We start from the raw sequence: 8,410 nt of genomic DNA, 5'->3' as shown, positions 1-8,410 counted from the left end.
TATGGCTTCCTTCAGACCTTGCCGTTAGCCCGCAACGCCCTTGCCATTCGGATTATCTTCCCCTCAGTCGGGGCGATTCAGGTTTCTTTCAACCTGACGGGTTTGCCAGCTTCGCTGGGCAAACAAAAAAGCAGCGCCTGAGCGCTGCTTTTCAATCTTTAAATGCGATAACACTGAATCGGCCTATGGATGGCCTTCGTTGTGCATCTCTAGGTTGGTGCCGATGTCGCGGTTGCGGTTAGCTTTGGCGTCATCGTTACGCAGTTGCGTTAAGTGATCCAGATAGCTTTGGTCAACATCTTTAGTGATGTAGTGTCCATCAAACACCGAGGTTTCAAAGCGTTTGATATCTGGGTTTTCTATACGCACTGCATCAACCAAATCATCCAAGTTTTGGAAGATGATACCGTCGGCACCAATCAACTTAGCAATCTCATCTGAGTCGCGGCCGTAAGCGATCAACTCATTAGAGGTTGGCATGTCGATGCCGTAAACGTTCGGGAAGCGGATTTCTGGCGCGGCTGAGGCAAAGTATACTTTCTTCGCACCAGCTTCGCGGGCCATTTCGATAATCTGTTCTGATGTGGTACCACGGACGATCGAGTCATCCACCAACAGCACGTTTTTATCTTTAAACTCCGCGTTGATGGCGTTCAGTTTACGGCGTACAGATTTACGGCGCTGCTGCTGCCCCGGCATGATAAAAGTGCGGCCGATATAACGGTTTTTCACAAAACCTTGGCGGTATGGCAGATCCATGGTGCGCGCGATTTCTAATGCCACATCCACTGACGTTTCAGGGATGGGGATAACCACGTCGATATCATGGTCGTACCATTCTTTTTTGATCTTTTCACCGAGTTTGGTACCCATGTTTACGCGGCTAGCATAAACCGACACTTTGTCGATGGTTGAATCTGGACGGGCAAAGTACACGAACTCAAAAATACATGGGCTATAAACAGGAGATTGCGCACACTGACGGGTAAATAGTTCACCGTCTAGTGTCACATAGATCGCTTCACCAGGTGCTACGTCGCGGATCACTTCAAAACCTACCGCATCCAGCGCTACGCTTTCTGAGGCCACCATGTACTCAGTACCGTTAGCGGTTTCGTGTTTACCTAAAATCAGTGGACGGATACCAAATGGATCGCGGAATGCAAGCAGGCCGTTGCCAACAATCATAGCCACTACCGCATAGGCACCGCGCGCTTGGTCGTGTACACGCGCTACGGCGTCAAACACTTCATCAGGAGATAATTTAGCACTGTCTGTCTTATCGATTTCGTCAGCCAGTAGGTTTAACAGCACTTCCGAGTCAGAAGTCGTGTTTACGTGGCGACGTTTTTGCAACAGGCCTTCAGCCAGTTGTACTGTATTAGTCAGGTTTCCGTTGTGTGCCAACGAGATCCCGAACGGGGAATTCACATAGAAAGGCTGTGCTTCTGAAGCACTTGAGCTACCAGCCGTTGGATAACGGCAGTGGCCGATACCTGCATTGCCTTGAAGGCGCTGCATGTGTTTAGGTTCAAACACATCTTTGACTAGGCCGTTGGCTTTGCGCAAACGAAATGCGCGCTCGTCTACGGTCACAATACCCGCCGCATCCTGGCCACGATGCTGTAACACAGTTAATGCATCATAAATGGTTTGATTAACCGTTGAGCGGCCAACTATTCCGACGATACCACACATGGGTAAGTTTCCTCGTATTAAGATGTTCGAATTATCTTTTTATATTTGGGGTACAAAGCTGGAGGTGTTTTCCAAGTAGTGGAAGAACCACTGGATCACCGTTCCAAATTCTGGCACTAACACCGATGCCTGCCACCAATCTGTTTTGGGGGCGCCAGTAAAAGCATCCATAAAAAAGAGCAAAGCGCTCACTATCAGCGCGCCTCGAATAGCACCAAAACATAGGCCTAGCACACGGTCAGTGCCTGTCAGACCTGTTTTGGACACCAGTTGTCCAATCAAGTAATTAACAATGGCGCCCACTATCAATGTCGCAACAAACAGCAGCGCTACCGCAACACCGTTGCGTAGCATTTCGTCGTTAATTTGCGTGATATAGGCAGCAAGTTCCTGATAAAACTGACTAGCGATAAAAAAGGCAGCAAACCAGACGACTAACGACATAGCTTCTTTAGCAAAGCCACGGATCAAACTGACCAGCGTCGATAGCCCGATGATGATAATGATGGCGTAATCTATCCAAACCATGGGTAGAAGTGTCCAGCAATGATTGAGAACGGCGCGATTCTACCAGAGAGCGAGTGCATTCTCACCCCCACATTCAGAAATTATTGTTCTGAAAAACGTCATTGACTCAATGTTCTAATGAATTGAAACGGATCACCTTACCTTTCAATGAGGTAAGTGACTCCACTTTTTGTTGTTGAGTTTGGAGTTTATCGAGCGACACTTCGGGGCCAACGAACACACGAGTCAGCTTTCCGTCAACTGGCGTTGATGGCAAGGTGTAGGCCGCAAACCCGGCTTTACGCAACTTAGCCACTAGGCCTTTCACGTTAGCCGCGTTACTAAAAGCACCAAGCTGTAATGTCCATGCCACTTGGGGTTTAGTTGCGACGGTTGGTGTGGGTTTAGGTGGATCTTTCGGTTTTTCGCTAACAGCAGCGGTGGCCTTTGGCTCAGGTTGTTCCGTTTGCGTGGCTGCCTCGGTGCTTTTTACTGTTTCTGCCGCGGCAACCGTGGCGGTTTCAACGCTGTCATCCGCCGTAGAAATGGGTTGTTGCGGTGATTGAGGTTCGTCTAACACTTTTTCCACTTGCGGGTCAGGCTGCAATGCTACGGTTTCTGGCCGCAACGGGATCTCCGCAAACTGTTCGGGCTTAAGCGATTTTTTGCCGTCTAAAATATCCGGTAAAAAAATGACGCCAAGTGCGGCGATAACAATGGTACCCACCAAACGATTGTGAAACTGTGTTGCCAAAATCTCTATTCCTTTCCGATAGTTTGCACAACTTCTTTAAAACCAGACACAGTGTAAAAGGAGCCAAACACGATTACCACATCTTCTTGGCTAACATTGGCGGCAAGTGTGTGCCAAGCTGTCGAAAAATCCTCAAATTGTGTGGTCTGTTGGCCAGCAGGTAATGCTTGCTGCAACATGTCGGCACTGGCGCCCCGCTCATTATGAATACTCACCAACGACCAAGCGTCGACGACGGGAGCAACTATCTCCAACACGCTGTGAATATCTTTGTCTTTGAGCATGCCACAAATAGCATAGCAGCGACTGCGAGCCGAACGCTGTTTTCTCAGCTCGGCTAACTTAGTGACCAGATAACGCGCCGCATGCGGGTTATGTGCCACATCGAGGACGACTAACGGATGCTGACTCAATTGCTCCATACGACCAACCAAGGTAGCGGTTTGTAAACCGCTATGAATCGCCTTTTCCGGCAAGTCTGGCAGTAACTGTTCCAGTATCGCCAAGGTCGTGGCCGCATTAGGTAATGGCAGTTGCGGCACAGGCAATCCGCTCAGGTGCCAGTTTGCGCCGTTAAACTGCCATTGTTGATGATCGACTTGATAGCTGAACTCATGCCCTACCCGTTTAAGCTGGGCGCCTTTGTCTGCCGCCACCGCAGCAACCGTCTCCGGCATGTTAGGTTCACCAACAATCAACGGGCGGTCTTGGCGACAGATGCCTGCTTTTTCGTAACCCACCTGTTCACGGGTGTTGCCGAGAAACGCTTGGTGGTCGAGGTCTACTGCCGTAATGGCACTGATATCGGCATCAATAATGTTGGTGGCATCAAGGCGACCACCTAAGCCGACCTCAAGGATCACCACATCTGGCCGTTGCAGTTTAAACAGCAATAACGCCGCTAAGGTGCCAAATTCGAAGAAAGTTAACGAGATATCACCGCGCACCGCTTCAATCTGTTCAAAGGCGGCAACAATGTCAGTGTCATTGACGTTCTGGTGGTTGATACGAATACGTTCGTTGTAATGCAATAAATGCGGCGAGCTGTACACTCCAACAGAATAACCAGCCGCTAATAGGATCTCTTCTAGCATACGGCATGTGGTGCCTTTACCGTTGGTGCCACCGACAGTTATCACCTTGCTGTCGCTGTGCAATAACTGCAATCGCTCAGCCACCTGTGTAACGCGACTAAGCCCCATATCGATCTCAATGGAATGCAACGCGAGCTGATAATCAAGCCACACGTCAATGGTGGCATTCAGAGGGGGTGCTTGCAGATGTTCAGCAGCTGGCTTAGTCATGACAATATTCCTATTACTACCAGATTAAATATCGAGGAAAAGTGGCCCTAATGGTGGCTGTGGCAAGTTGAACGACTCAGGATAAGTCACATCAACCAGATACAAGCCATGCGGTTTAGCAGTTGCTGCCGCCTTGGTACGGTCTTTCTCTGCCAGCACCTCAGCAATCCACGCTTCAGGCTTATTGCCGTAGCCAACTTCAAGCAATGAGCCCACGATGTTACGCACCATGTGATGCAAAAAAGCATTCGCAGAAATATCGACGATAACGAAGTTACCACGACGGATCACATCAACGCGATGCACATTCCGAAATGGCGTACGAGACTGACATTGCACCGCGCGGAAACTAGTAAAGTCATGCTCGCCAATCAACTGTTGTGCAGCATGATGCATTTTCTGCTCATCTAATTCGCCGTGATAGTGGCTCACGCCGCGGCGCAAAATACCTGGTCGATAGTTATGATTGAAGATGATGTAGCGATAGCGGCGAGCAGTCGCAGAGAAACGCGCGTGAAATTCGTCATCAACCTCTTGCGCCCAACGCACTGCAATATTATCGGGAAGGTTGGCGTTAACGCCCATGGTCCAAGCCCCAACGTTACGCACCGCATTGGTATCAAAGTGCACGACTTGGCCAGTCGCATGTACGCCCGCATCGGTGCGGCCAGCACACTGCAGTTCAATCGGCTCGTTGGCGATCTGTGACAACACGCGCTCCAACTGCCCTTGCACTGAGTCAACTTCGTTTTGTCGTTGCCAGCCAAAAAAACCATTGCCGTCATATTCGACGCCTAATGCAATCCGCATACACTCCCCCATTCAATCTAAGGTGGCGGATTCTATCACAATCATCCAGCTGAAACCGCTGTAAATCCGCCGAAGCGCTGAAACTCGCAGCAGTCATCTGAGCTACGGTGTTAGCCGCAATCGGCATAGCTGACATACCAACAAAAACGGCACCTTGCGGTGCCGTTATCAGTTAGGCTGATTAGCTAATGTCTCTGAGCAAGTTAGCGGCTTCTTCTTGCTGACGGGCATTACCATCAGCTTGCACCTCTTGCAGTAACACTTTGGCACTATCGCTATCATCAATTTCTATGTAAGCGCGAGCCAAATCAAGCTTAGCGTTGACAGAGTTTTCTTCATCATCTACATCAACCATCGCCGTATCGCCCATCAGCGAATCGATATCCCCCACATCAACATCGCGCGATTGGTACGGATCGCTATCGCTTTCCGATTCACTAGCGTCATTGAGTAGCCGATCGATATCAATATAACCATTCTCTTTCTGGAATGCGGCCAAATCGATATCAGACACAGGTTTCACCGGACGCTTAGCCAGCTCTTCAGAATCAAGCGCGGCTAACGCTTCATCAACGGTGAGCCGAGGAGCTTCTGCTGGGTCGTCGTCATCCAGCGTTAACTCAAAGCTATCGTCATCGCTGTCCGCATCCGGCGCATCAACCGAGAACTGCTTTAACAACTCGTCGTCACTCAATGATGTGAGATCGTCATCAGCAAGTGCGCTGCTACTGGCTTTGGGTGACGCTTTCAGGTCGTTAAAGAAGCCACTGTCCTTGTTCGCTTTAGATTTTTTCTCTTCCTCTTCCGACAACTCTGCTAATAGGTTGTCGAGGTTTTCATCATCTGCGGTGTTGGAGAGTTCGTCTTCCAGGGAGAAATCAAACGTCTGCTCGTCTTCGTCTGCATCAACTGGTTGATCAGCGACTGAGCGGTCTTGTGGCAACTCGGCTAATAAGTCATCAGCGTCCAATTCGTCATATTCACTTGGTGCATCATCAGCGGCGTCATCGTCTTCAAGTTGCAATGTTGAGTCGCCTGCTTCAAGTTCAGCCAATAAAGCATCGGCGTCCAATTCGTCATATTCGCTTGGTGCATCACCAGTGGCTTCATCGTCTTCAAGTTGCAACGTTGAGTCGCCTGCTTCAAGTTCGGCCAATAAAGCATCGGCGTCTAAGAAGTCTGCCGTATCTTCGCCAGTAGCGGCGTCATCCTCATCCGCCAATTCTGCAGCAATAGCGTCAGACAGATCTTCTGGCGTTTCAAGCTCGGCAAGCAACGCATCAGGGTCTAATTCAGCAACCGACGCAGACGCAGCTAACGTTTCATCTTCAAGCTCGGCAGCAATTTCCTCAGAGAGGTCTTCTGGTTGTGGCTCAGCCTGCAACTCTGCCAGTAATGCATCAGGATCTAACTCATCAGCGAGTTCAGTATCAGCTAACGTTTCATCTTTAAGTTCAGCGGCGATTTCCTCTGAAAGATCTTCCGGTTGCGGTTCGGCTTCCAGTTCTGCCAGTAACGCATCCGGATCTAACATTAACTCGTCATCGTCATCCTGCTCGAGCTCTGCGGCAATCGCGGCGCTGATATCTTCATCTAAGTCTAAATCATCAGCCTTAGCGGTCGGCTTAGCCGTAGCGGCATCATCTTGACTATCATCGACCACATCCGCCGTAACATCGTCACGCTCAGCAGGTGCGGATTCAGCAAACTCTGCCAATAATTCATCTGCGTCGATAGTATGTTCTGACAGCGATTCTTCTTGTGGTTTGGTATCCACTAAATCATCTTCAATTTCTGCGAGTAAGGCATCAGCATCAAGATTGCTGTCATTATCAACGCCTAACTCCGCATCTAACTCAGCCAACAGTTCGTCATTCGCATCGGTATCGCTGCCGAAATCTTGTTCTAAAACAGCGGCAACATCATCAGGTAATGATTGTTGCACCGATGGTTCATTATCCACACCGTCCAATAATGAATCAAAATCGTCTCTGTCTGCGCCCTTCGCCGACGGTGCGGGTTCTTGCTCGCCCATCGCTTCAGCCCAAAGGTCATCCAAAGATTGTCCTTCGTCGGCCGCTAGTAGCTCAGCGTCGTCACTTGGTTCGCCATTATCAACAAACATCTCCTGCGCCATCGCCATCTGATCATCAGTGCCGAGGTCCACCTCTGGTTGCAGATCGATATTATCGACATCAAGCAGTGAATCTAACGAATCGTGTTGTTCATCATCATCTAAATGAATGGCTGTTTCATCGTCGTCATCTAGCTCAGTCGCTAACGCTGACACAGGGGCGGCAGCACTAGTTGCTAAAGGTTCGCGATGGGCTTCGGCCTCAGCGGCAGCACGGCGGCGACGAAGGAAGAACCACAGAGCCAACAGTAATAATAATGCTGGTCCGCCGGTAATGGCGCCCAACAGTAATGGGTTGTCCATTAAATTCCGCCAAGTATCGCTTGGCATTTCCACCGTTGGCGCTGGCGTTTCAGCAGCGGCTTTTTGTTCAGCGGCGGCAGCCTGTGCGGCGAACTCCTCTTTTAAACGGGCTAATTGCAGCTTGGTATCAGCCAACTCGGCGTCGATTTGAGCAAAGCGTTCATCCAGTGACTTATTTTGTAGCTGTAGTGCTTCACGTTGTGATTCAGAAGATGCCAACGATTGTTGCAAATCAGCAACTTGGTTTTTTAGCTGTTGGTTTTCCTGCCGCAGCGCTTCGAGTTCAGCATTCGCTTTCGGAGGCTCAACGACCGGCTCTGCCGCTTTGACCTCCGGCGTAGGTGTGGCGGTTTCTTTAGGTGCGGTTACCGCAGCAGTTACAGGTTTAGATGCAGGCTTAGCGGTTTTTTGGGGGGCTGCTGTGCTTGGTTGATTCCAGTTTTTATCATCTTGTTCAGCGCGTTTGCGAGCGAGGTTCACCGGAATTGCGGCCATCACTTCTCTTGATGGGATCAGCAAAATCATGCCACGTTCAAGGCTGTTGTAGTTGTTACTGGTAAAAGCTTGTGGGTTGGCCTCAAAAATGGCCGCCATCACTTGATAAATGGAAATGCTATCGTCAGGTCGAACTTTCTGAGCGATACTCCAAAATGTGTCACTAACTGATGTTGGTCCATACTGCCGAACTTGCTGGCGAGTTTCTCCATTAGGACCAGTAACCTTTAGAACCTCACTTTGAGCCTGTGGCACAAGAACCGGTACAGCAGCTGCGGAACAAATCGCTGCCAGGCCCACCAAGTAAGAAGTGCGAAAGTTCATCCACTATTCCCTTTCTAAGCGCTGATGATCGCCCATAAACTGCGGGCGTTAGGCATTTGTATTTATTGGGTTTACTATAAA

At 49.7% G+C, this 8,410-nt stretch carries 6 protein-coding genes; all 6 read right to left on the bottom strand.

Annotated elements, in window-relative coordinates:
- Positions 1 to 183 precede the first annotated feature (183 nt).
- The 6 genes from purF to ACN0TT_RS08015 all read right to left on the bottom strand — a co-directional run bounded on the left by purF (position 184) and on the right by ACN0TT_RS08015 (position 8,329).
- Positions 184 to 1,698, bottom strand: coding sequence for an amidophosphoribosyltransferase (purF, locus tag ACN0TT_RS08040; RefSeq protein ID WP_417761627.1), 1,515 nt, complete (start codon positions 1,696 to 1,698; stop codon positions 184 to 186).
- Between the two features lie 39 nt (positions 1,699 to 1,737).
- Positions 1,738 to 2,226, bottom strand: a complete 489-nt coding sequence (locus ACN0TT_RS08035; protein WP_417761626.1) for a CvpA family protein — start codon at positions 2,224 to 2,226, stop codon at positions 1,738 to 1,740.
- Between the two features lie 106 nt (positions 2,227 to 2,332).
- Positions 2,333 to 2,959, bottom strand: coding sequence for an SPOR domain-containing protein (locus ACN0TT_RS08030; protein WP_417761625.1), 627 nt, complete (start codon positions 2,957 to 2,959; stop codon positions 2,333 to 2,335).
- 5 nt (positions 2,960 to 2,964) lie between these two features.
- Positions 2,965 to 4,263, bottom strand: a complete 1,299-nt coding sequence (folC, locus tag ACN0TT_RS08025; RefSeq protein WP_417761624.1) for a bifunctional tetrahydrofolate synthase/dihydrofolate synthase — start codon at positions 4,261 to 4,263, stop codon at positions 2,965 to 2,967.
- 24 nt (positions 4,264 to 4,287) lie between these two features.
- A complete protein-coding gene (gene truA / locus ACN0TT_RS08020; RefSeq protein WP_417761623.1) occupies positions 4,288 to 5,073 on the bottom strand; it encodes a tRNA pseudouridine(38-40) synthase TruA in 786 nt (261 codons plus the stop codon).
- A 181-nt stretch (positions 5,074 to 5,254) separates the two neighbouring features.
- Positions 5,255 to 8,329: a FimV/HubP family polar landmark protein gene (locus ACN0TT_RS08015; RefSeq protein WP_417761622.1), complete on the bottom strand. Its 3,075-nt coding sequence runs from the start codon at positions 8,327 to 8,329 to the stop codon at positions 5,255 to 5,257.
- Positions 8,330 to 8,410 lie beyond the last annotated feature (81 nt).

This window comes from Shewanella sp., from assembly GCF_048265805.1.
In the GTDB taxonomy this organism is placed as follows: Bacteria; Pseudomonadota; Gammaproteobacteria; order Enterobacterales; family Shewanellaceae; genus Shewanella.
The sequence above is the reverse complement of the archived record's forward strand: the minus strand, read 5'-3'. Positions and strand labels throughout refer to the sequence as shown.

What these genes read in the sequence shown, in the direction of transcription:
- purF (WP_417761627.1), bottom strand. Translation starts at nt 1,698, where the DNA reads ATGTGTGGTATCGTCGGAATAGTTGGCCGCTCAACGGTTAATCAAACC.
- ACN0TT_RS08035 (WP_417761626.1), bottom strand. Translation starts at nt 2,226, where the DNA reads ATGGTTTGGATAGATTACGCCATCATTATCATCATCGGGCTATCGACG.
- folC (WP_417761624.1), bottom strand. Translation starts at nt 4,263, where the DNA reads ATGACTAAGCCAGCTGCTGAACATCTGCAAGCACCCCCTCTGAATGCC.
- truA (WP_417761623.1), bottom strand. Translation starts at nt 5,073, where the DNA reads ATGCGGATTGCATTAGGCGTCGAATATGACGGCAATGGTTTTTTTGGC.
- ACN0TT_RS08015 (WP_417761622.1), bottom strand. Translation starts at nt 8,329, where the DNA reads ATGAACTTTCGCACTTCTTACTTGGTGGGCCTGGCAGCGATTTGTTCC.